Below are 23504 nucleotides of genomic sequence, written 5' to 3' on the forward strand. Positions count from 1 at the left end.
TCATAAAATCGCAAAATAGCCTAATTTACTTAAATTAGATATTTGTTTTTCTTTGCAGTATGATTGGTTCTCCTTCTTCGCAACGTTTGCAACGGTCAATGGGCATTCGCTCAACAGAAACGCAAACGGTTCGACTGTTTTTCTTGCATCATTTTTTTCTGGGTTTAGGTACGATTCTCGTCTACGTGGCGGCAAATGTGATTCTGCTAGAGAATCATCCTGAAACCAGCTTGCCCGTCGCTTATGTGGTTGCGGCTCTCGCCATGATGGGAATGGGCAAGTTGTACGCTTACTTCGAGCACCACTTATCGCTTCAGAAACTGGTGGTTCGGGTGCTCTGGTCGGTTATCATTCTGACGGGCCTCATCATCGGTCTTGTTGTTTTTGGGCATTCGGTAGCGATGGCCATTGCCATTATGGTGGGCTATCGGGCCATTTATTTATTAACAAATCTTGAATTTTGGGGGATTTCCGCGCTGGTTTTCGACGTTCGGCAAAGCAAGCGGCTGTTTAGTGTGATTAGTTCGGGAGATATGCCCGCCAAGGCGTTGGGTGCCGTGCTGGCCGCGCTGATTCACGGTCATAGCTACCTGGGATTGCTTTTAATTATTGCGTTCGGCTTTTACGGCGCGGCGCTTTACACGGTTCGGCTCACCATTCATTCGCACGATGTACACGCAGCACACAAGCCGGCACGTCCGGCCCGGCGGCCCCAACTCCGACTGGTCCAGCAGTTGTTTGGTGGCAGCGAACTCATTTTTGCGATGTGTCTCAATGTGCTTTTCATTGCAGTTGTGGCCACCATTGTTGAATACGCTTTTTTTGTTAACGTCAAGTATAAATTTCACGACCAGGCGGTTGTGATGCAGTATTTGGGCTTTATTCTGGCCATTACTTATCTGCTTGCCATGGTGGTTAAGCTGGTAGCCTCCCACCGAACCCTCGACCGCTTCGGTATCCTGCGCACGTTGCGATTGCTACCCATTGCGGCCCTGGTCATTGTGGTTTTATACGGAGTTATTGCCATTGGTTTTCCCGACGAAACCAGTTTAATGATTTATTATTGCGGGCTTTATTTGGTGTTCGAGGTGGTCCGCCGCGCCTTGTTTGATCCGGTTTTTCTGGTTTTATTCCAGCCTCTACCTCCCCAGCAACGGCTCAAAGGACATACACTGGCCAAGAGTTTTTATGAGCCTCTGGGTATGGCGCTCGGCGGAATTTTTATTTTTCTGCTGCGGCACATTCCCCAAAACATCGACTGGTTTTTGATTGGTGGCATTGCGCTGGCTAGTTTGGCTGCTTTATGGGCCGTTCGGCGCACTTATGACCAGTATGTAAATAGCCTGCACGACGCCCTGGGACGGCGGTTTCTGACGGCTGATCAGCTCGCTTTACCCGACGAAGCAACCGGTCTTGTCATTGCTACCCTGCAAAGCGATGTTCCCGAAGAGGTTATTAACTCAATTGACTGGTTGATTACCTACCACCCGCACGCGTTGGGCCACCAAACGACTCACCTCTGGACGCACAAAAATGCGCGGGTCCGGCATCGTTTACTGGAGGCATACCAAACGCTTTCCATTCCGCTTCCCACCGAAAAAGTGCACATTCTGGCGCTGCATGACCCAGATCCGGCTGTCCGGGAGTTGGCCGCAGAACTAATTGGAAACCTGACAAACGCATCTTCTTACCAACAGGATTTGGTGAGTGTTCCCGATCTGGCTACGCGCAAAGGAGCCATCAAGGGTTTTTTGCGCAACCGGCCCACGTACGCACCCGCCCGCAACAGCCTGGAGGCTCTATGCAATAGTTCTTTATTGATCGAAAAACTAGCGGCGCTGGAATGCATTGGCTCCATAGGACTTACCCCCTACGCTGCTTTTGTGAAAGCGTGTTTACAAAGTGATCAGGTTTCTTTGGTAACGGCGGCCCTGGCTGCTACATCGGCCTTGCCTCTTGACGAAGCGCCGGACTTGCTTCTTCCGTTTCTAACCCACAAGCAACATTGGCGCAGTGCGGTCCGGCAATTGGCGGCAATGGGCGGTCAGGCTTTACCTTTTTTACAGGCCAATCTGCAACAGTCATCAGACCGGCTACTGGTGCTTCGGCTCATTACCGTTGGCGAGCGCCTTCATCTACCCGAAGCGCAGCGCCTGCTTGTTTCGCTGACCGAAGGCCCTGACCTGACCATTCGCCTTGCCGCCCTGAAAGCGTTGAAGGAAGAAACTTCGCCTGTTTTTAGCGCCGTTTTCGAGCACTTGCTGGACAAAGAAATCCGGTTCGCACAGCGCCTCCTGCACGGAAGTAACGCTCAGCCAGACAGTGCTTTAACCCACTGCCTGACCTACGAATTACAGGTTTTAGTGCAACGCGTTTGCTATCTGTTAGCACAGCTTTATGATCGGGAACTCGTCACGGCGGTTCGGCTTAGCTTGACCCACCTTTCGGCCGAACGGCGCGCTAACTCCCTGGAGTTACTGGAAAACCTCATTCCTCGCCCGGTTTATACCTGCCTGCAAGTGTTAACCGATCCATTGCCCTTGGCCGATAAAGTCCGGCTGATTGATGCACAATTGGATGATTTTGAAGATACTACGTTAATTCAATCGTATATTATCCAACAGGGAACCACGCAATTTTCTGACTGGACGGTGGCGATGGCCTTGCGGCAAATGTTTACGCATCAAGTGGATGACGTAAAGCATTTGCCTGCCTATATCAATCACGACAACCCGATTATTCAGGAAAATGCTCTTGATTCTCTATTGCAATTCCGAGATAAGCAACCCGTACTATTTGCCACTTTTATTACGAAAAATCCGGCCTTCAACCAATTAGTTATGAGTCATTCTGCCGCTACATCGTCGACTATATCCGCTACAGAACGGGTTTTTATTCTTAAAAATAACGTTTTGTTTTCCCAAACGCCCGAAGCCGTTTTGAGCAGTATTGCACCAATTATGAAAGAGATAACCTATTCGGAAGGACAGGAAATCTTCAAAAAAGGCGAACTGGGTACTTACATGTGCATTATTTTCAGCGGTCGGGTTGGTATCTACGACGAAACGCAGGAACTGGCTGTTTTTGGCAAAGGCGATTTCTTCGGCGAACTGGCCCTGCTCGATGCCGAACCCCGCTCGGCTTCGGCAGTAGCCGTTTCCGACACGACTTTGTTCCGCATTGACCAGGACGATTTTTACGACCTAATGGATGAACGCGAAGAAGTAATGCGCAACATCATCCGCATTCTCTGCGGACGGATTCGCCAGCAAAACCAGAAGCTTCGCGTAATGACCAGCGCGGCCTAGGCAGTCAGATCGGCTGTTTGGTCCAGAAACTCGCTTATAACTTCCAAAACCCCGTTTTCATCATTGCTCTTTGCCGTAAACTGGGCTACTTTTTTAACGTCGGGGTGCGCGTTAGCCATCGCGTACGAATGGTGCGCCTGCTGCATCATTTCCAGGTCGTTGAGGTAATCGCCGAACACCATGGTTTGGTCGAAAGTAACGCCAAAATGTGCTTGCACCACGTTCAGAGCGCGGCCCTTATCGGCTAGCTTGTGCGACATATCCAGCCAGATTGGCCCCGAAACTTTCACCTGCAATGCATCGCTCAGGTGCTGAAAATACGGGTAACTATTTTTTTCAGAACCGCTTAAATCACAGACGGTAACTTTCAAAAACTGGTCATCTTTAACGTCGAGCAAATCATTCACGATTTCAAAGCGTTCGAAATACAGTCGTAGACGATTTACCAGTTCGGGATCTGATGTTTCGATGTAAGCCCGTTTTTTTCCGCATATAATTGGGAATGTATTCGGGATAGTCCGCGCTATCTGAATCAGCTCCTTAACGGTGTCGGCGGGCAAATCCTGCACCAATAATTCGGTCTCTTTGTAAACGACATAGCTGCCATTTTCCGCGATAAAAATCATCTCATCTTTGATTAAATCGAATCGCTTTTGCAGGTTGAAAAATTGACGGCCACTGGCTGCTGCGAATAAAATTCCCTGATTCTTCAACTGGCTGAATACCGTAAAAAAAGTCGGGCCAAGCTCGCCTTTGGTGTTTAGCAGCGTCCCGTCCATGTCGGTAGCAATCAGCTTTATATCTGGCACTATTTTCTCCATTATTTCTATCTTTAAGGGCGATAAGTTAGCCAAAAATAACCTTGACCATATGCCTTCGTTTGTTGTTATTTGCTGTTATTAGGTTTACCCATTGATTTATTACATGATGAAATCGTTCAGTCCTATTTTCACCTTCCTGCTGACTCTTCTCTTCGGGGGCCTGTCTTTGCACCTGCAAGCCCAGAGCAAGACAATTCCCGAGCAACTGGCCCAGCAGCAACTCGACGCGTACAATGCCCGTGATGTAGAAGCTTTTTTGAAACCTTATGCCGATACGGTCGCGATTTATTCGTTACCGGAGCACAAGCTGATCGCGAAGGGAAAGGAGCAGATGCGGACTATTTATGCCACCATGTTCAAGACGAGAACCAAGCTGCACTGCGATTTGCGCAACCGAATTGTAGAGGGCAACGTGGTGATCGACCACGAACACATCACGGGTTCCCGCCCCGATCCTTTTGATGCAGTGGCCGTCTATTACATCGCTGGCGATAAGATTGCCAAGGTTTATTTTTTCCGGTAAACCGGCCAAAAGCCAGTGCGCGAAGGAAGTCTCCTTCGCGCACTAAAATTATTCGTCGTCTTCAGCTTCTGTTTCCAGACGGGCAGCCGCAGCCTCGTCTAAAAACCACTGCATTTCTCCATCTATCGGATCAATGAGCTGAGCCGGGTATTTTTCAAAGTTATTCTCTTCTTCCAGCACAATATGCACCGCCTCGGCTTTGCTTTCGCCGTAAACCAAAAAGGCAACCTGATGGGCCTGATTGATCAGAGGAGCAGTCAGCGTGATGCGATACACGTTTTTTTCTGGTAAGAAAACTTCTTTCACCGTAGCCGCCTCTTCGGCCAGAACCGACGTATTCGGAAACAACGAAGCCGTGTGTGCATCATCGCCCAAACCCAGCAAGATCAGATCAAAACGGGCTTTATCAGACTGAAAACGAGTCTGAATCACTTCGGCATACTTTGCTGCCGCTTCGGCTGGAGGCAAGGTTGTGTCTACCGTAAAGATGTTTTCGGCAGGAATGCGCAGTGGCTCGAACAAGGCTTTTTTGGCCATCAAGGCGTTACTCTCCAGATCGTCAGCGGGCACGTAGCGCTCATCCCCGAAAAAGAAATAAACCTTATTCCAATCCACCTGGCTGCTGAATTCCGACGACGCCAGCAGCTCATACAATTTCTTGGGCGAGCTTCCCCCCGAAAGAGCCACGGTAAATTCGCTTTTTTCGTCGATGGCTTTCTGCGCCATATCCACAAAAGAATCGGCCAAAGACAGCAAAACTTCGTCGGCTGTTTCGTAAATATAAATGGCTATTTCCTGCATCAATGTTTTCCGTTTAAAGGTAGCGTAAACCAGTGAAAGCCATCGCGGGCAATGAGGGCTTCGGCATTTTCAGGTCCCCAGGAACCCGCCGTATAATTCGGAAAGCTCAGGCTCTTTTTATTTTCCCAGGCGTGCAGAATCGGCATAATCAACTCCCAAGCCGCTTCGACCTGATCGCCCCGCATAAACAACGTCTGGTCTCCCAGCATCGTGTCTAGCAATAGGGTTTCATACGCCTCAGGCGGTTTTCCTTCGTAGGTGCCACTGTAATCGAATACCATATCCACCGGATTCAGAACCATCTCCAGACCTGGCCGCTTGGCCTGTACCTGAAGACGAATACTCATTTCGGGCTGAATGCTGATAATCAGTCGGTTTTGTTGCCAGTTTTCAATGGCTTCCTGCGGAAAAACGCAGTGCGGCACGCTCTTGAATTGAATCGTAATAACCGAAGCCGATTGGCTCAGGTGCTTGCCCGTGCGCACGTAGAAAGGAACGCCCTGCCAACGCCAGCTATCCACAAAGAACTTGACGGCAGCAAACGTTTCCGTGTTTGAATCGGGGGCTACTTCGGGTTCGTGGCGGTAACCAGCCACTTCTTTGCCTTCGATCCAGCCGTGACCATATTGTCCACGAACGGCTGAATTCTGAATTTCTTCGCCTGTGAATCGCCGCATGGCCCGGAGCACGTCTACCCGGCGGTTGCGTACTTCATCCGCATCGAAATTAATGGGCGCTTCCATCGCGATCAGACAAAGCAATTGAAGAATGTGGTTTTGCACCATATCCCGCATTGCTCCCGAGCCGTCGTAATACCCGCCCCGATCTTCAACGCCGAGTTGCTCAGTTACTGAAATCTGGACGTGTTCGATAAAGTTCCGGTTCCAGAGCGGTTCCAGAATGGCATTGGCAAAACGGAAAGCCATGATGTTCTGCACCGTTTCTTTGCCCAGATAATGGTCGATGCGGTAGATCTGGCGTTCGTCGAATAAGCCCTGTAGCAGTTTGTTTAACGCTTTTGCCGATTCGAGATCGTGTCCAAATGGTTTTTCGATCACAATCCGGGTACGTTCGGCATAGGCTTCCAAGCCATTTTTTGCCACATTCTCCGCAATAATCGGGAAGAAATTTGGCGAAACGGCCAGGTAATGAATCACATTCGCATTCTGCTTCCAGTCTTCCTGGTAGGCCTGAATCCGGCTGTCCAGTTCCTGGTACGTTTTTGCGTTATTTAAATCAGAAACCTGATAATAGACATTCTTCGAGAAGACATCCCACTGCTCTTTCTTGATCTTCCCGTTTCTCGAAAACTTGTTGATTCCTTCCGCGAGCTTCTCCCGAAATTCGTCGTCGTTCAGTTTCGTACGTCCGGTCCCGATGATGGAAAAGTGTTCGGGCAGCCATCCATCCAGAAACAAATTGTACAAGGCTGGCGCTAGTTTACGCCAGGCCAGGTCGCCCGTTCCACCGAAAATAACAAATACGGTTGGTTCGGCTTTACTGTTTGTTTTCATTTAAAAAGAGGTTTTACGGCTTGCTGGGCAAAGGCATCCAGTTGGTGTGGAATACGCCTTCTTTTCCAATCAATTCGTAGGTATGAGCACCAAAATAATCGCGTTGCGCCTGGATCAGATTGGACGGCATGTTCTCGCTCTGGAACGTTTCGAAGTAAGTCAGCGAAGCCGCCAAAGCCGGAATGGCAATACCCGCCCCCAGGGAAGTAGACACCACCGAACGCGTAGCCGGTAAAATTTCCTGAACCAAGGTACTCACCTGACCGTCCAGCAACAGATTCTCCAGATTAGGCTCGGCTTTGTACGCATTGTAAATATCGTTCAATAAGGTCGACCGAATGATACAGCCTCCCCGCCAGATTTTGGCAATTTCGGACAGTTGCAGGTCGTAACTATAGGTAGCCGATGCCCGCGTCAGCAGGTGCAAGCCCTGGGCATAGGTCACAATTACGCTGAAATAAAGCGCCTGTTCCAAATCGCTCAGAAACGCTTCCTGATCGACGTTGAGTACTGGTTTTTTATCGCCGTATAACTGGGCCGCTTCGGTTCTCACCGATTTGTACTTTGACAGATTGCGCATGGCCACCGCCATGTCAATGGTTGGAATGGGTACTTCCAGATCCATCGCTACCTGCGAGGTCCACTTCCCGGTACCTTTCGAACGGGCCTGGTCTTTGATGTCGTTCACCAGCAGGTGGTCAGCGCCTTCGGCCTTAACCATAAAAATATCGCGGGTAACCTCGATCAGGAATGACTGCAAACGCCCTTCGTTCCATTTGGCGAAAAGTTGCTGAATGGCAGCATCTTCCAGTTGCAGGCCCTTACGCAGAATCTCGTAGGTTTCGGCAATAAGCTGCATCAATCCGTACTCAATCCCGTTGTGCACCATCTTTACGAAATGGCCTGACGCGCCCGGCCCGACGTAGGTTACGCAGGGATCACCGTCCACTTTGGCCGCAATGGCTTCAAAGATCGGTTTCAGGGTCAGGTACGCCTCTTTATCGCCACCGGGCATCATGCTGGGGCCTTTCCGCGCGCCTTCTTCCCCTCCGGAGATACCCATACCGAAAAAGTGGAAACCCTCCGAATCCAAAGCCTGGTCCCGAAGCACGGTATCGGTGAAGTGCGAATTTCCGCCGTCAATGATGATATCCCCTGCCTTCAAGAACGGCTTCACGTTGCTGATTACGTTGTCAACCGGCTTACCGGCGGGCACGAGCATCATGATCGCCCGGGGCTTGGTCAGACTCTGAACCATTTCCTCCAGGTTGGTAAATCCTTTCACGGGTTTGCCTTCGCCTTCTTTTTCAAACAAAGCAACCTGTGCGGCACTAATGTCATAACCCGCCACCGGAACTCCGTGGCTAGCCATGTTTAACAACAAGTTACGGCCCATTGTACCAAGACCGATCATTCCAAAATTATAGGTTGCCTCTGCCATTTAACTCATGCAAGTTTATCGGTTCGTCTTTCAGTTTTTCCAGGATGGTTTTAGTGGATTCAAAATCTTTGTGCTGCATGGCTTTGATTCCCAATTTACGGGCGGCCTCTACCAGCATCGAACGATCGTCAAAATAGATGCATTGCTCAGGACGCGCCTGAGCAATGCCCATTGCCAACCGAAAGATACCGGGGTCGGGCTTTCGCATACCAACTTCGCAGGAAGAAATAAATGCGTCGAAAAGGCGGTGCAGTTTAAATTTTTTGATGCGGTATTCATTCAACTCCCGACCCTCGTTGTTGATCGAGATGATGCGAATAGGCGGATTTTCCTTTTTCCACTCAATAAGCCACGACAGAAGATTGGGTAATTCCTGCGATTGAGCAAACATGAATGCTTTGAAATCCTCCCGGGTAAATTCGCGCGGTTGATTGAATATGACCGTATCCAGGTATTCATCCAGCGTAATTCGACCGATTTCATACGTATTGAACATAAAATCGTGCAATACATCCATCTCGGCATAATCAAAGCCGAATTCGCTGGCCGCCGCCTGCCGGGACTCGTGCCCCCACCCATTGGTAAGCAGCACACCACCTATATCAAGAAAAAGGAATTTTAGGGGTGCAAGATCCATGATCAGGCATTTTGGAGTGCTTTTTTCTGCGTGCCGATAGCTTCCAGCAGCTTATCGTAGGGTTTGTTGAACTTATCGATGCCTTCATCTTCCAGCTTTTGCGTAACGTCAGCCAGATCGATGCCTGCTTCTTTCAGTTTTTCCAGTAAGCTAGTCGCTTTATCCAGATCATCTTCCAGACGGCTTTGCGCATCGCCGTGATCCCGGAATGCCTCCAAAGTTTCCATCGGCACGGTATTAACGGTTTTTGGCCCAATCAGCGCCTCCACGTATTTTGTATCCGAGAAAGCAGGGTTTTTACTGCTGGTACTGGCCCAGAGCAACCGCTGCGGTCTAGCGCCTTTTTCTTCAAGTTTAGCGAAGCGTTCGCTACCGAAAACCCGCTTGTAAATTTCGTAGGCTTTCCGGGCCGATGCAATAGCAACCTCGCCCTTGTACTCACCCAGGCCTTTTTCATCCAGCAATGGATCAACCATCACATCAATACGGCTCAGGAAAAAACTGGCTACCGACGCAATTCCATCGATGGACTGGCCCGCCGCCAGACGATCTTCCAGACCCGACAGGTAGGCATCCGTCACGGCTTCGTAGCGTTCCAGTCCGAACAGCAGCGTTACATTGACGTTGATTCCTTCGCTGATGACTTTGCGAATGGCTGGCAACCCTTCCGCAGTGCCCGGAATTTTGATCATTACGTTATCCCGTCCTACTTTTTCCCAGAGCTCAAGCGCCTGCTTGATGGTTCCTTCCGTGTCCAGGGCCAGGTGTGGCGACACTTCCAGACTCACGTAGCCATCGGCTCCTTTTACTTCTTCTTCTTCGTAAACGGGCTTGAAAATATCAGCCGCCCGTTGAATATCGCTCACTGCCAGGGCGTAGAAAATGGCTTCGTCATTTTTCCCTTCCTGCGCCAGTTTTTTTATATCCTCGTCGTAATCAGAACTACTGCTGATCGCTTTTTCAAAAATTGCCGGATTCGATGTAATACCCCGAACACCGTCTTCGTCGATCAGTTTTTGCAGATCGCCGGAGTCCATAATTTTCCGGTCAATGAAATCCAGCCAGATGCTCTGGTCGAAATCATGAATACGTTTAACTTTGTTTTCCATTATTGATAAGTAATTGATGGTGAATAGGTAAGTACAAACGAATTATTCAAGACAAACAATCCGCTATTCGTTTTCTAACTGGATAACCTTTTCTAACCGACGCTGGTGCCGTTCGGCGCCGGTAAATTTTGCCTCCAGAAATGTTTGGATAAATTCTTCCGCTACCCGAAAACCCGTTATCCGGCCACCCAGACAAAGCAGGTTCATGTCGTCATCTTCCACGCCCTGATGCGCCGAAAAATGGTCATTGATCAGGCAAGCGCGTACGCCAGCAATCTTGTTGGCGACAATGGCTGCCCCCACCCCGCTGCCACAAACGGCAATGCCGCGTTCAACCTGCTTGCTGGCCACGGCTCGGGCCAGGGGAATAATTAAGTCCGGGTAATCGTCCAGTTTATCTTCCTGATAGGCGCCAAAATCAACGACTTCGTAGCCTAAATCAGTTAGAAAAGGGCGAATAATTTCCTTAAGCGCGTATCCTCCGTGATCGGCGGCGATTCCTACTTTCATGGTGAATGAACGTTTAGATGCAGATGCTGGCTTATTTGCCCAGCAAAGCTTTGGCTTTTTTCACGATATTCTCCACTGTAAAGCCAAATTTTTTAAATAAATCTTCGGCGGGCGCCGACTCCCCAAAGGTAGTCATCCCGATAATATCTCCTTCGTCGGTGACGTATTTATGCCAACCAAGCACCGACCCTGCCTCCACCGCCAGACGTTTCCGCAACGCTTTCGGGAAAACTGACTCTTTATAACTATCTTCCTGCCGGTCGAACAGCTCCCAGGAGGGCATACTTACCACGCGGGCCGCAATGGACTCACTTTTCAGCTTTTCCTGCGCCTGCAACAGCAACGATACCTCGGAGCCAGTCCCCATCAGAATAAGTTGCGGTTCGCCATCTGCTTCCGACAAGATATACGCCCCTTTTTCCAGTTCTGTTGCTTTGGTGTATTTATCCTGATCAATCACGGGCAGTCCCTGACGAGTTAATATAATGGCAACGGGTCCGCCCGGGTGCTGAATCGCCACGCGCCATGCCTGGGCCGTTTCGTTGGCATCCGCCGGACGAATCACAACCAAGTTAGGAATAGCCCGCAACGAGATAAGCTGTTCAATCGGCTGGTGCGTGGTTCCATCTTCGCCAAGGCCGATGCTATCGTGCGTATAAATAAAAATCGGTCTGATTTTCATGATCGCTGCCAGGCGAATGGGTGGTCGCATGTATTCCGAAAAGATCAGAAATGTCGCTCCGTAGGGAATAATTCCTTTGGTAACGGCTAGTCCATTCAGGACTGAGCCCATGGCGTGTTCCCGAACGCCAAAGTGGAAGTTTCGTCCTTCCCGGTTTTCGGAAGAGAAAGACTTATATCCTTTAAGGTCGGTATTGGTCGATGGCGACAAATCCGCCGATCCGCCGATCAAGTGGGGCAAACCGTCGGCGATGGCGTTAAGCACCTCCCCCGACGCTTTCCGAGTAGCTATCTTACCGTCTTCCGCTTTGAAAACCGGCAGCTTTTCGTCCCAGCCTTTCGGTAGTTTGCCATTACTAACCCACTCAAACTCTTCGGCCAGTTCGGGATACTCTTTTTTGTATTGCTTATACAACTCGTTCCACGCCTGCTCTTTCTTGGCGCGTTCTTTGCCAACGTTGCGGTAGTAGTCGAGTACTTCCTGGGGCACGTCGAACGATTTATCCGGATCGAAGCCCAGGTTTTTCTTTACCAGTTTTACTTCATCTTCGCCGAGTGGAGAACCATGCGCGTCAGCCGTATCCGCTTTATTGGGGCTGCCGTAGCCAATGTGCGTGCGCACTTTAATAAGAGAAGGCCGCTTGGTTTCGGCCTGGGCTGCTTTCAGTGCTTCCGACAGCGCCTCCAGATCGTTACCATCGGGTACGACCTGCACGTGCCATCCATAGGCCATAAAGCGTTGGGCCACATCCTCGTCAAACGTCAGATCCGTTGTACCCTCGATGGAAATGTGGTTATCGTCGTAGAAATAAATCAGGTTGCCCAATTGCAGGTGGGCAGCCATCGAAGCCGCCTCAGACGTGACGCCTTCCATCATGTCGCCATCACTGCAAATGGCGTAAATTTTATAATCGAATAGTGGAAAATCAGGCTTGTTGTAACGAGCAGCCAGGTGATACATGCCGATGGCAAAGCCTACCCCGTTGGCAAAGCCCTGCCCCAGCGGACCCGTTGTGATTTCAACGCCTTTCGACAAGCCATATTCCGGGTGACCTGGCGTTTCGCTGTCGAGCTGGCGGAAATTCTTTATTTCGTCTAAACTAAGTTCATAACCAGTGAGGTACAGGAACGAATACTGCAACATACACCCGTGCCCGGCCGACAAGATGAACCGGTCGCGGTTGGGCCAGTCGGGATTTTCGGGATTGTAATTCATGGTTTTCGCCCAGAGAACATGTCCCATTGGCGCCGCCCCCATCGGTAGCCCAGGGTGACCAGAATTGGCTTTCTGAACGGCATCAGCGGATAATACCCGCACGGTATTGATGCCTAATTCTTCAATTGATTCGGTTTTAGTACTCATTATTTTAAAAGCGTGAAGGGAAAAATGAAGCGAATGGCTAACCTAAACACAATTATTTAACCCGCCAAAAGAAGGTTTGTTCAAGTTAGTTTCCGGGGGAAAGGAGCGCGGGCGGCAAAAAAAAAGCCTCAAACTGCTAAGAGTCTGAGGCTTTTAAGTAGGACGTAGCGGGCTCGAACCGCTGACCTCCGCCCTGTCAAGGCGGCGCTCTGAACCAACTGAGCTAACATCCTTTCTGGACACATGCTGCGCCATTTGGGTGTGCAAAAGTAGCCAAATTTACTTGGCTTGCAAATCGACCCGGTAAACTTTTTGCGAGGGAATACGCCACAAAAGCAGCAATCCAACCACAAAAAGCAGCAATAAGGCCAGTACACTGTTTCGCATGCTGCCCGTAATTTGCTCAATCAGACCATACATAGCGGTTCCAATCACGATGGAGAGCTTTTCGGTTACGTCGTAAAAACTAAAATACGAAGCTGTATCTTTTGTGGAGGATGGCACCAGTTTGGAATAAGTCGACCGCGACAGCGACTGAATGCCCCCCATCACCAAACCCACCACGGTAGCCAGGGCATAAAACTGATTTTCGGAATTAACAAAATAAGCGCCCGTACAGATACCAATCCAGATCAGCACGGCCACCATCAGGGCGTAGGTGTTGCCGAAGCGCTCCGACAGCCGCGCAAACAGCACGGCTCCGGGAATGGCAATAAGCTGAATCAGCAGGATGGTGATGATCAGGCTTTGGGCTTTTAATTTCAGCTCGACGCTGCCAAAAATCGTCGCGATGTACATCACCGTTTGAACCGCCATGTTGTACACAAAAAAGGCCAGCAGAAACCGTTTCAGCAACGTATGGCGGCGCACCTCCGAGAAAACTTTGCGCAGTTCCCGAAAACCGTTGAAAATCCAGCCACTTTCTAAAGTATCGTTTCGCCGTTGTCCATCGGGCAGGATCCGCAGCGGAATCTGCGCGAACCCAATCCACCAGATGGCCACCGTCAGAAACGCAATGCGGGAAGCCATGCCGCTGGAAATACCACCGTACCAGTCTGGAAACAGAATCATGGTCAGGTTAAAAATCATCAACAGCACACTGCCGATATACCCCATAGAAAAGCCGCGCGCGCTAAGCCGGTCAAAACGGTCTTCCGTAGCAATTTCGGGTAAATAGGAATTATAAAAGACAATGCTGCCGCTCCAGCCGACCAAACTCGCCATGAAGCAAAAAACGGCAAACGTGGTGGTTTCCTGCGTAAAAAAATAAAGCAGTGCGCAACTGATGGCCCCCAGGTAACAGAAGAAACGCATGAAGCTTTTTTTGCGACCACTGTAATCGGCCACCGCCGTACAGAACGGACTCAGAATGGCGATGAGCAAGAACGCACTCGAAACGGCATAGGAGAAAAGAACCGAGTTTTTGACGGGAAAGCCCAGAAAATCAATTTCGGGACCACCCGCCGCATTGACGGCCGTAGCCTCGAAATAAACCGGAAAAATGCTGGAGACAATGACCAGCGAGTGCACTGAATTAGCCCAATCGTAAAGACACCAGGCGTTCAGCACACGGGGGACATTTTTCATTGAAACGGGGTTAGAAGGATGAGCGGGCGAATATATCCAAGGTTGAGGAATAAAGGCCGAGTATATAAAAAAATCCCGGATGATTTTACAATCAATCCGGGACTTGGCTCAATTCGTGCCCAAATCAGCTTCTGCGTCTGAAAATAGCGTTAAAGGGAGGGCAGAAATTCCATGTTGGCATCCGTAGACACCCCGTTCACAGGTACTTTGTTTCTCAAGACCAGCTTGCTATTCGATAGGGAGATAATCTCAAAACGGCCTTTAAACTGGCTTACTTCGATGTCCATAGACTTGCCCTCGTCGACCAAATACCAGGTTCCTCCGTTGAGCACCTGCTTGGTGTTGGCATCGGTTGCCCGGACAATATTGTTTTTCTGGAACAAAAACTCCATGCCAAAAATCGCTTGCGTCACCAAGTCAAATCGGTTTTGGTTAATAATCGCTCCCTGGGTGTCTGTAATCTGATTTAGCTTCCAGGGGCGTGCCGCTACTACTTCTGTCCGGTCGGATGGGCTTATCGGCTCAGGATTATTCTTTTTCTTACAAGATACAACCATGCTCATGGCAACCAACAATAGGGCAAGAAAACTCAGGCGTTTCATAACTGAAGGTGAATATTGATAAAAAGACAACGAAATAGTTTACTAAAATAATGCCAAAAGGTAGGAATATCTGCTTTCTCCACAATTTCACCGCCAAATTAGTAGTTTTGGGGGAAATACCTGTCTATGCCGCTTTATCCTCTTAAAAAATGGTCTTTGGCGCGTATGCTATTTTTCACCCTGGCCGTTTTGCCGGCGCTGGGACAAGAGCAATGCAGCGAACCATTTGTATTTCAACCTGTTAGTACAACGAATTCAATTGGTTGGGATAAATTCCCAGCGTTTAAACTGCCTTTTCAGCTGATCTATGGTGGGCCGCGTCTGGGAGAGGCTGCTTTTGCGCCTTTACAACGGGGTTTTAGTCAGTTAACCCGCCTGCGCAATGACGAAACAAGTGCCAATAAATCACAACAAGCCATTGATTATTACGGCGTTGCCTATGGCTTAAATCAACCTTGGGAGACGCTCGAAAGCCCCTGGGGTAATGATACTGCCTTATACCGGTCCCAGTGGGAAAACTGGCTGAAAGCCCACTCCATTGGCAAGGATACGCTGGGGCGCTGGTTTCCCGGATTTAGTACATTGATGCTCGATTATGAACGGGTTCTGGAAACCGATCCCCAAATTCTCCGCCTGAAAGCCAATCCACAGACACCCGCTCAATACCGCCAATTGCCAGACACAGATTTCCTAAAAACATACAAACGGGATATGGTTGACCTGTACGCCGAAGCCATCCGGTTTCTGCGCCAGAAAGGTGATTTTTCCGGTGTTAAGGTAACGGCCTATAGCGATGTTCCCGTTCGAAATACGTATTTGAATGTGGTGGGTAATTCCTGGCAGGACTGGACAACCAATTTAACCCGCGTTAATTTTCTGTTTAAAGATTCCACGGAAACCAAAATTGGCGGGGCCTTCCACGAGCAACTCGATTTTCTTCAGCCATCGATTTATTATTACTACGATTACCCCAATCCGTTAGCGGGTGACTATCTGGCTTACCTGCTTTTTCAGGTCGAAGTAAATCGCAACTGGAGTAGCAAACCCGTCCACCCCATCGCCTGGATGCGCTACCACGACTGCTGCGGTTCTTACCCTAAATTCATCCAGCCGTTCATGGCCGAGGCCAGCGCCATCTTTCCGTTTTTTGCCGGTGCCAAAGGGCTGTGGCTTTGGGAAGAACCCAATTTTCGGGATGCCGAGCGGCCAATGGCGGCCTACGAGCATTTTATTCATGGCCTGTATCGCCTCTCAACATTCGCGGATATGTTTGAGGGCACGTACGAATTGGTTGCCGAAACGCCCGCTCCGGAGCTGATGGACAAGCGCCTGCCCGTCTGGCGGGGCGTATTCAAGAACAACAAATTGCTAGTAGCTGCCCAAAATCCTTACGCCAACGACAACGAGAAAACACCCCTGACCGTCCGCTACAAAAACTGGAGCACGCAGATTACCTTAACCGGCAAAGAAACCTACCTCTGCAAATTTGATCTCTCCGTTATTGTCGGCCTGGAGCCTGAATCAACCGCCGGTTTGTCTGTTTCGCCCAATCCGGCTTTTACCCACACGACGATTCAATATACAACAGCCAACAGCCCAACGGTAGACGTGCAACTCATTAACCTGGCGGGGCAGCTCCTGAAAAGCCAGAAAGTTAGAACCTCTTCGGGGGCTGTGCAGTTAGAATGGGACATGGCGCCGTTCCCAACCGGGTTGCACATCATCCGCGTTCAGGACGGCCAGAAAACTGCACAGAAAAAACTATTGATTACGCGCTGATTCATTCACTACTGCTTCTATGCGGCTGGTCGAAAATCGGCACAGCGATCTACTATTATGTCAAATCGTCTTAGTCAGGAAAGCAGTCCTTATTTGCTGCAACACGCCCATAATCCCGTCGATTGGTTTCCCTGGGGGCAAGAAGCTCTTCAGAAAGCCGTCGACGAAAACAAGCCTATTCTGGTCAGTATTGGCTATTCCGCCTGCCACTGGTGCCACGTCATGGAGCGGGAATCGTTCGAGAAAGAACAGGTAGCCGAGGTCATGAACCAGCACTTTGTCTGCATCAAAGTAGACCGGGAAGAACGCCCCGATGTCGATGCCATTTACATGGAATCGGTGCAGGCCATGGGTGTGCAGGGTGGCTGGCCCCTGAACGTTTTTCTGATGCCCGATGCCAAACCTTTTTACGGGGTTACTTACGTTCCACCCCGGAACTGGATTCAGTTGCTCAACAGTATTCATAATGCTTTTACGGACCAGAATGAGCAATTAGCGGAGTCGGCGGAAAGCTTTGCGCGGCACCTGAACATGAGCGTAACCGAACAGTATTACCTCAAAGACGACGCGCCGGTTTACACACAGGAACTGCTGGATGGGATGTTTGTTAAACTCCAGCAATCGTTCGATGCCGAAAAAGGCGGCCCCCAGCGAGCGCCCAAATTCCCGATGCCCAGCATTTATTCGTTTCTTCTGCGGTATTATCACCTGACCCAAAAAGAGGAAGCGCTTCAGCACATTCGGCTGACGCTCGACCGCATGGCGTTGGGTGGGATTTATGACCAGTTGGGAGGCGGGTTTGCGCGGTATTCAGTGGACGACGAATGGTTTGCCCCCCATTTTGAGAAGATGTTGTACGACAACGGGCAGCTTCTCACGCTGTATTCGGAAGCCTATAGCCTGACAAAAAGCGAGTTATACCGCAAGACCATTTTTCAAACCATTGCCTTTTTGCAACGGGAGTTAACCAGTCCTGAAGGGGGCTTTTACTCTGCGCTAGATGCTGACAGCGAGGGCGAAGAAGGTAAATTTTATACCTGGACCATGCCTGAGCTTCAGCAGATTCTGGGTAATGACTTCCTCTGGTTTGCAGCTTTTTACGGAATAACAGAGGCAGGCAACTGGGAACACGGACGCAACATTCTGCACCGTAGCGAGGAAAACGCTGATTTTCCGGCAAACTGGAATTTTACGCCCGAACAGTTTCAGCAAAAGCTAGAGACAGCCCACTACCAACTAATGGCCGAGCGCGACAAACGAATCCGGCCCGGTCTGGACGACAAGATTCTGTGCTCCTGGAACGGTCTGATGCTGAAAGGATTGGTGACGGCCTACCGGGTATTTGGGGAGTCTTCTTTTTTAACCTTGGCTCAACGGAACGCGCAGTTTTTATTAGCCGGTATGACCGATCCGCAGACCGGGCGACTCTGGCATTCTTACAAAAATGGCAAAGCCACCATTACGGCTTACCTGGAAGATTACGCCGCCGTCATCGATGGGTATTTAGCTTTGTATCAGGCTACCTTCGACGAAAGCTGGCTGACCGAAGCCGACCGGCTCGCCCGTTACACGCTGGATCACTTCTGGGACGCCGAAGATCGCCTGTTCTTTTTCACGGATAATTCCGGGGAGGCCCTGATTGCCCGCAAGAAAGAGGTTTTCGATAACGTCATTCCGGCCTCCAATTCTATGATGGCGCATAATCTGTACGTATTGAGCCTGCTGCTCGACCGGCCAGAATATAGCGAGCGAGTAGAAGAGATGCTAGGCCGCGCTCTGCCCCTTTTGGCCCAAAACGCCGATTACCTCACCAACTGGGCTGCCCTTTACGCGTTGCGGGTACAGCCGACCGCCGAAATTGCCGTTGTTGGGCCAGATGCTCAGGCGCTCCGGCAGGAGCTTGATCAGCGCTTTTACCCCAATAAAGTCCTGGCGGGTACCGAAACAGAAAGCACCTTACCCCTGCTCGAACAACGCACGACCATCGACGGCAAAACGGCCATTTATGTGTGTTACAACCGGACCTGCCAACTGCCCGTCACCGACGTTGAGGCGGCTCTGGCCAGTCTGCTTTAACGAGCTTTGCTTTTATTTGGGCCGGGTAATTTCGCCGGATGCGGTCACGACTAGCGTCCGGCGGCCACCCTGGTTGCGGTGTTCACAGAGGTAGATTCCCTGCCAGGTGCCCAGGTTTAGCCGTCCATTGGTAATCGGAATACTCACGGAACTGCCTAAAAGTGATGCTTTTATATGAGCCGGCATGTCGTCGGAGCCTTCGTAGTCGTGCTTATAATAGGGTTCGTTTTCGCGTACGGCGCGGTTAAAATAGCTTTCGAAATCCTCCCGCACAGTGGGGTCCGCGTTTTCGTTGATGGTTAAGCTGGCCGATGTATGTTGAATAAATACATGCAGTAATCCAACGCGGATTTGGCGAATTTCTGCAAATTCGCGTTCCACAATCGGGGTAATCAAGTGAAAGCCGCGCGAATAAGCGGGCAATTGAAAAGTCTTCTGAAAATAAGACATGGTATTCTAAAGCGTTAATTCTTTAAACTTGTCAATCTTTTTTAACCAATATTGTTTAGTCTGATGCGTCCCTACATCCTCGCCGAAACCAACTGGAAACAAATCCAGGAAACCCGCTTTGACCTGGCCATTTTGCCGTGGGGGGCTACCGAAGCCCATAATTACCACATGCCTTACGCGACGGATGTGATCGAAGCGGACACAATCTCTGCCGAAGCCGCCCGACTTGCCTGGGAACAAGGCGCCAAAGTGATTGTTTTACCTACGATTCCATTTGGGGTAAATACGGGCCAGACCGATATTTTGCTGGATATCAACATGCATCCCAGCACCCAACTGGCCGTCCTGAATGACATTGTGGAGGTACTGAACCGGCAAGGTATTCACAAATTGCTGATTCTGAATAGTCACGGCGGAAACGATTTTCGGACGATGCTGCGCGAACTCGGCGTTCGTTACCCCAACATGCTCCTCTCTAGTTGCTCCTGGTTTCAGACGCTGGACAAAAGCAAGTACTTCGACGAGCCTAAAGGCGATCATGCCGATGAGATGGAAACCAGCTTACTCCTCCATTTGCGCCCCGATCTGGTCACTCCGCTGGATGAAGCCGGTGATGGCATAGCCAAAAAATGGAAAGTGCAGGGCTTCCGCGAAGGCTGGGCGTGGGCCGAACGGAAATGGTCGCAGGTGACCGAAGACACCGGAATTGGAAACCCCAAAAAAGCTACCGCCGAAAAAGGGAAACGCTATTTTGAGGATGTCACGCAGAAAATTAGCGGCTTACTCGTCGAGTTAGCGGCGGCCGATCTAAACAATTTATACGAATGAGCGATTGATTGAATGAGCGAATACTTAGTCGATTTTCAGCACTTTAACTTACCTTATGGGATAAATACACTGAAATTCAATTCTTTATTCACTCATTCTCTCATTTATTCATTCACTCATTTGCCTAAAAGCATGCCGTCTATTCTGCTCATGTTTTTTCTGCTGTTGGCCAGTACCACGCTGGCTACGGCGCAAAAGGTAGCCAATTACGCCTACGGAGAACCGGGTAGCCAGGCCTACGAGTCACTTTCATTCTGGACAGATGGCACAAAACGCACCGACATTATTTATACCTACGGCAGCGACCGGAAAGAAGTAAAACTTCGGTATGGGGGCAAGCAGGGAACGGGCTTTAAACTGCTGTTTCCGAATCAGCACGTGCTGGTGGTAATGCCCAAAGGCAACCGCCTCCACGTGTCCGACCCCAGGCGTCCATCCGCCAAATCGTTTGCCTGGCAGTACGAAGGGCCAGTCGATGGTGTCGGTACGTTTTGTCGCCCGTGTGCCCAGTCAGAAAGCGAAGCAATTCAGTTGATTCGAACGTATTTCGTAAACCGATAACGGACGTTTTTTGGGTTATTTACTGGCCCTCACGATGCTTACCGCTTCAGTGCTGTTGATTTATTCCGGGCGATTCACGCGTAATACGGGCGACGCCATTCGTGTCAGCCAGTAGTTACCTAATCCGGTCGGGGTTTTCTCCGGCGAATGCAGCCCAGCCACCTTTTTTACTTTTCTTGCTGCTCGTGGTTTTCGGTGCGCCAGGGAGGGCATTTTCGTGGAAATGGTGACAGATCGCAATAGCCAGGGCGTCGGTGGCATCAAAAAAGGCGGACTCAATCTCGACTTGCAGCAAGTGCCCTACCATGTGCGCCACCTGTTCTTTTGACGCGTTGCCATTTCCGGTTACCGACTGTTTTATTTTCCGGGGGGCGTACTCCACAATGGGAATGCCCCGCGAAAGTGCCGCCGCCATCACAATGCCCTGAGCCCGCCCCAGTTTAAGCATCGCCTGAATGTTTTTCCCAAAAAATGGATCTTCAATGGACATTTCATCGGGAGAAAATTGATCGATCAGTTGCAGCGTGCGGCTATAAAGTTTCTCTAGTTTTAGCTGGTAGGTGCTATATTTGCTCAGGTGAATAACGCCGCATTCGAGCATTTTCATTTGCCTGTTCTGCACCATAATGACGCCGTAGCCCGCCACCATTGTACCGGGATCGACACCAAGAATGATTTTTTCGGCAGGAACAAGGGGTGTTTTCATAAGTGTTCGGTCGTACGGCGTTGTCAAGTTTTTATGCAAGATAAGGAGTTCTATTCGCTACCAACCCATAAACGGTCTCAAAAAATCATTTTTTGGGTTAAAATTGCCATATTAACCGGCGTCGTTGGCTTTGTGGCCTATACGTTTCATCGCCAGCAACACGACTGGCGTTCGGTTTTGACGTATTGGCAACGGGCAAACTGGGCCAGTTTTTCAGGCGTGGCGCTTTTGCTGCTCATTCCGCTGAACTGGGCGCTGGAAGCGCGCAAGTGGCAAATTCTGGCGCAGCGGGTTGCCCGCATTTCTTTTTGGGAAGCCTACCAGGGCGTTTTGGCGGGTCTGTCAATGAGCTTCGCCCTGCCCTCCCAGGTGGGCGACACGGCCGGGCGGTTGCTTTCCCTGCGTACGGCTCGCCGCTGGGAAGGGCTTGGTGCCTCCCTGGTAGCCGGCGGAATGCAGTTTTACGTGGCTTTATTTTTTGGTTTTCTAAGCCTGCTTATCCTGCGATTAGACGCCACGGCACCTACTTCCAACGCGCTTTTTCGTTATTTATTCTGGCCTTTGCTGGGGCTGCTTGCTTTGGGCTTGCTGGTCGCTTCGTTCCGAAAGCGATTGGCGACGTCGGCTCCCCGCTGGCTAAAACCCTACGAAAAATACTGGTCCGTGGCGGCTTACTACACCTCGGCGGAGCTGATTCATGCCTTTCTGATTGCCTCGCTTCGTCACCTGACCTTTACGGTGCAGTTTGCGCTTGCCCTGCAACTTTTTGGCATTGAGCTTTCTTTTCGCGATATGTTTTCTGGCATTGGGTTGGTTTATCTGGGCAAAACAATCATTCCGGCGTTTAATCTGCTCAGCGATTTAGGAGTTCGGGAAGCAGCCTCTCTGTTCGTGTTCAGCCAGTGGGCGGTTCCGGCTCCGCAGGTTCTGTCGGCCACCCTAACCCTCTGGCTCATCAACGTCCTGATTCCCGTTCTGGTGGGCCTGATCGGGGTTTGGAAACTTAAACCCACCAACGCCTGAGTATGCTGTACATTTTAGCCGGGATTTTGGGTATTTACGCCGTTTTTACGTTGACGCTGTTTCTTGTCTGGATTAAAAACAAACCACTTCCACCGGCTCCGGCAGTCAACCAACCAACCATTACGATCATTATCCCCGTTCGGAATGAGGAAAAGACACTGCCTAAGCTGTTGGCGGATTTAGAGCAACAAACCTATTCCAAAGCCTATTTTGAAGTTATTGTCGCCGATGATTCGTCAACCGATAATACCTTGTCAATCACGCAAAATCTGATTTCTCAGGTTTCCTACCCGCTTCGGCTCCTCCCGCTCCCCAACGAACGCACGGCCTCGCCCAAGAAACGCGCCATCACCGCCAGCATCGCCCAGGCCACCGGCGATTTGATTGTTACCACCGACGGGGACTGCCGCGTGGGGCCACGCTGGCTGGAAACCATCGCTATGTATTACCAGCAAACGGGCGCTAAACTCATCAGCGGGCCGGTTACGTTCACCGCCGAACAGACTTCTTCTGATTTTTTACAGACCGTCGAAGGCAGCAGCCTGATCGGGGCCGGTGCCTGCACGATGATGCTGGGCGTGCCAACGATGTGCAACGGAGCCAATCTGGTTTACGAAAAAAAGGTGTTCAGCGAAGTAGGTGGATTTTCCGGCGTCGATCACGTTGCTTCCGGGGATGATGAGTTGTTGATGCACAAAATTGCCCGGCAACACCCCAACGATATACATTTTCTAAAAAACTCGGCGGCCATCGTTCAGACGTCACCGCACCGATCCTTTTCGGCTTTTTACCACCAACGCAAACGCTGGGCCAGCAAATGGCGTGCCTACGAAAGTTACCTTCCTTCGGTGTTGGCGGTGTTTATTTTTTCGGCCAACGCTGCTTTTTTAGCGACTCCACTTCTTTTTTTCCTGGGTAGCCTGACTGGTTTTCAGGCATTCTTGCTCTTCTTGTTGAAAGTCGCGCCCGAATGGCTGTTTTTGGGACAGGTTCTGGTATTTTTGCAAAAACGAAAGGCGGTAGGCTGGATACTCCCCACGCAGTTTGTTTATTCGCTCTACGTGGTTTTTTTTGGCCTGGCTGCTCAAAAAAAGGGTTTTCGCTGGAAAGATCGCGAGCTAAATTAGACCGGATCGGCAGCGTATGGCCGGAACGGTATCTTGAATAACGGGCAACCGGGTTTT

20 protein-coding genes and 1 tRNA gene are annotated in these 23504 nt (G+C 50.3%); 8 read left to right on the forward strand and 13 right to left on the reverse strand.

The window, feature by feature from the left end:
- Nucleotides 1-59: 59 nt before the first annotated feature.
- Nucleotides 60-3308: a cyclic nucleotide-binding domain-containing protein gene (locus L0Y31_RS16420; protein ID WP_234734167.1), complete on the forward strand. Its 3249-nt coding sequence runs from the start codon at nt 60-62 to the stop codon at nt 3306-3308.
- On the opposite strand, the gene L0Y31_RS16425 is transcribed toward L0Y31_RS16420, so the two are convergent.
- Entirely contained in the window at nt 3305-4129 is an 825-nt protein-coding gene (locus L0Y31_RS16425; protein WP_234734168.1) for a Cof-type HAD-IIB family hydrolase, read from the reverse strand. The genes L0Y31_RS16420 and L0Y31_RS16425 overlap by 4 nt on opposite strands.
- Nucleotides 4130-4232: 103 nt before the next feature.
- Here L0Y31_RS16425 and L0Y31_RS16430 point away from each other — a divergent pair, with 103 nt between their 5' ends.
- A complete protein-coding gene (locus tag L0Y31_RS16430; protein ID WP_234734169.1) occupies nt 4233-4652 on the forward strand; it encodes a nuclear transport factor 2 family protein in 420 nt (139 codons plus the stop codon).
- A 48-nt stretch (nt 4653-4700) separates the two neighbouring features.
- On the opposite strand, the gene pgl is transcribed toward L0Y31_RS16430, so the two are convergent.
- The 10 genes from pgl to L0Y31_RS16480 all read right to left on the reverse strand — a co-directional run bounded on the left by pgl (nt 4701) and on the right by L0Y31_RS16480 (nt 14897).
- Nucleotides 4701-5453, reverse strand: coding sequence for a 6-phosphogluconolactonase (gene pgl / locus L0Y31_RS16435; RefSeq protein WP_234734170.1), 753 nt, complete (start codon nt 5451-5453; stop codon nt 4701-4703).
- Nucleotides 5453-6967, reverse strand: a complete 1515-nt coding sequence (gene zwf / locus L0Y31_RS16440) for a glucose-6-phosphate dehydrogenase (RefSeq protein WP_234734171.1) — start codon at nt 6965-6967, stop codon at nt 5453-5455. Before zwf ends, pgl begins: the two co-directional genes overlap by 1 nt.
- A gap of 13 nt (nt 6968-6980) precedes the next feature.
- Nucleotides 6981-8408, reverse strand: a complete 1428-nt coding sequence (gene gndA, locus L0Y31_RS16445; protein ID WP_234734172.1) for an NADP-dependent phosphogluconate dehydrogenase — start codon at nt 8406-8408, stop codon at nt 6981-6983.
- The gene (locus L0Y31_RS16450; RefSeq protein WP_234734173.1) at nt 8389-9045 is read right to left on the reverse strand and encodes an HAD family hydrolase; all 657 of its coding nucleotides are present in this window, start codon (nt 9043-9045) and stop codon (nt 8389-8391) included. Before L0Y31_RS16450 ends, gndA begins: the two co-directional genes overlap by 20 nt.
- Nucleotides 9046-9047: 2 nt before the next feature.
- Nucleotides 9048-10154, reverse strand: a complete 1107-nt coding sequence (tal, locus tag L0Y31_RS16455; RefSeq protein ID WP_234734174.1) for a transaldolase — start codon at nt 10152-10154, stop codon at nt 9048-9050.
- Between the two features lie 63 nt (nt 10155-10217).
- Nucleotides 10218-10664: an RpiB/LacA/LacB family sugar-phosphate isomerase gene (locus L0Y31_RS16460; RefSeq protein WP_234734175.1), complete on the reverse strand. Its 447-nt coding sequence runs from the start codon at nt 10662-10664 to the stop codon at nt 10218-10220.
- A gap of 31 nt (nt 10665-10695) precedes the next feature.
- Nucleotides 10696-12708, reverse strand: coding sequence for a transketolase (tkt, locus tag L0Y31_RS16465; protein WP_234734176.1), 2013 nt, complete (start codon nt 12706-12708; stop codon nt 10696-10698).
- A gap of 158 nt (nt 12709-12866) precedes the next feature.
- Nucleotides 12867-12941: transfer RNA gene (locus L0Y31_RS16470), tRNA-Val, on the reverse strand.
- Between the two features lie 46 nt (nt 12942-12987).
- Nucleotides 12988-14295: an MFS transporter gene (locus L0Y31_RS16475; RefSeq protein ID WP_234734177.1), complete on the reverse strand. Its 1308-nt coding sequence runs from the start codon at nt 14293-14295 to the stop codon at nt 12988-12990.
- Between the two features lie 149 nt (nt 14296-14444).
- The gene (locus L0Y31_RS16480) at nt 14445-14897 is read right to left on the reverse strand and encodes a hypothetical protein (RefSeq protein WP_234734178.1); all 453 of its coding nucleotides are present in this window, start codon (nt 14895-14897) and stop codon (nt 14445-14447) included.
- A 165-nt stretch (nt 14898-15062) separates the two neighbouring features.
- On the opposite strand from L0Y31_RS16480, the gene L0Y31_RS16485 reads away from it, so the two are divergent.
- Nucleotides 15063-16676 (forward strand): T9SS type A sorting domain-containing protein, encoded by a 1614-nt coding sequence (locus L0Y31_RS16485; RefSeq protein ID WP_234734179.1) that lies wholly within the window; start codon nt 15063-15065, stop codon nt 16674-16676.
- Nucleotides 16677-16733: 57 nt separating this feature from the next.
- Nucleotides 16734-18752 carry a thioredoxin domain-containing protein gene (locus L0Y31_RS16490; RefSeq protein ID WP_234734180.1) on the forward strand — a complete coding sequence of 673 codons (2019 nt, stop codon included), beginning with the start codon at nt 16734-16736 and terminating at the stop codon, nt 18750-18752.
- Nucleotides 18753-18764: 12 nt separating this feature from the next.
- Here the strand turns inward: L0Y31_RS16490 and L0Y31_RS16495 are convergent, their stop codons facing one another.
- Complete coding sequence (locus L0Y31_RS16495; RefSeq protein ID WP_234734181.1) at nt 18765-19202, reverse strand: secondary thiamine-phosphate synthase enzyme YjbQ; 438 nt, start codon at nt 19200-19202, stop codon at nt 18765-18767.
- A 63-nt stretch (nt 19203-19265) separates the two neighbouring features.
- On the opposite strand from L0Y31_RS16495, the gene L0Y31_RS16500 reads away from it, so the two are divergent.
- Nucleotides 19266-20030 (forward strand): creatininase family protein, encoded by a 765-nt coding sequence (locus L0Y31_RS16500; RefSeq protein ID WP_234734182.1) that lies wholly within the window; start codon nt 19266-19268, stop codon nt 20028-20030.
- Nucleotides 20031-20162: 132 nt separating this feature from the next.
- Nucleotides 20163-20591: a hypothetical protein gene (locus tag L0Y31_RS16505; RefSeq protein WP_234734183.1), complete on the forward strand. Its 429-nt coding sequence runs from the start codon at nt 20163-20165 to the stop codon at nt 20589-20591.
- A 115-nt stretch (nt 20592-20706) separates the two neighbouring features.
- On the opposite strand, the gene ruvC is transcribed toward L0Y31_RS16505, so the two are convergent.
- Nucleotides 20707-21297 (reverse strand): crossover junction endodeoxyribonuclease RuvC, encoded by a 591-nt coding sequence (ruvC, locus tag L0Y31_RS16510; RefSeq protein WP_234734184.1) that lies wholly within the window; start codon nt 21295-21297, stop codon nt 20707-20709.
- Nucleotides 21298-21330: 33 nt separating this feature from the next.
- Here ruvC and L0Y31_RS16515 point away from each other — a divergent pair, with 33 nt between their 5' ends.
- On the forward strand, nt 21331-22320 hold the full coding sequence (locus L0Y31_RS16515) for a lysylphosphatidylglycerol synthase transmembrane domain-containing protein (protein ID WP_234734185.1): 990 nt from the start codon (nt 21331-21333) through the stop codon (nt 22318-22320).
- 2 nt (nt 22321-22322) lie between these two features.
- Nucleotides 22323-23447, forward strand: a complete 1125-nt coding sequence (locus L0Y31_RS16520; RefSeq protein WP_234734186.1) for a glycosyltransferase — start codon at nt 22323-22325, stop codon at nt 23445-23447.
- The last annotated feature ends 57 nt before the right edge of the window (nt 23448-23504 follow it).

The sequence above is a fragment of the Tellurirhabdus bombi genome (genome assembly GCF_021484805.1).
In the GTDB taxonomy this organism is placed as follows: domain Bacteria; phylum Bacteroidota; class Bacteroidia; order Cytophagales; family Spirosomataceae; genus Tellurirhabdus; species Tellurirhabdus bombi.